General features: G+C 45.1%; 1 protein-coding gene. It reads right to left on the reverse strand.

The genetic code is table 11. The annotated features are described in order from the left end of the window. Window positions 1–474: type IV pilin (locus R8O11_RS27820; protein ID WP_318194946.1), on the reverse strand; the 474-nt coding region annotated here is incomplete at its 3' end. Window positions 475–699: the final 225 nt, after the last annotated feature.

A 699-nucleotide genomic window follows, 5' to 3' on the forward strand; every position in this document is an offset into this window, starting at 1 on the left:
TTTAAAACTGTGTCCGTCTTTTCCTGCGCCTTCCAATCGGTAATAGGCGTAGCATTTGCCTTGCATCAAAGCTTCTGGCGAGTCACTAGGGCCGTAGCCGACTATCGAATAAGTGTTGTTTTCAATGAACACCAAGTTCGCTTGCTTCATTTCGTCTGAGATCGTCATGTTGTCGAAAAAACCAAGGTGTTCGCCACATTCGCTTTGCGTTTCTGGGTAGCCGTTGTAGAACTCTTGATAGCCCACTGCCGTCAGGACACATTGGTTTGCGCCATTCTCTTGGTTGAACGCTTTCGCATTGGCGTTGAGAATGGAGACGTAGTACTGCATGTCGGCAAACAAAACTTGAATGGCAGCAGAGCGGGCGTCGGACGTGCGCTGGTTCGAATGGTGAAGTGCATAAGCAGAGATTCCGCCTAGTAAAACAGCAGCGAACAACCACTCTTTCAATGAGAAACTAGACAACCATCTCATTCGTTTGCCCTTAAATTAAATCGACCATTCATACAATGGGGCGGCATTTTACGCATCGAATCTCGAAAGTTTAAGGGTAAATCCCGTGTTTCAGAAAAAACTGACAGAAAGTTTATTGGTGATCAATGAGTGATACCGAATGCATATTCTGTCGACAATAAATTATCGACAACGAAAAAGGGGAGCCAACAGGCTCCCCTTTCTATTGTTCAATGTTTATCTTAC

The sequence above is a fragment of the Vibrio sp. 1288 genome (assembly GCF_033344475.1).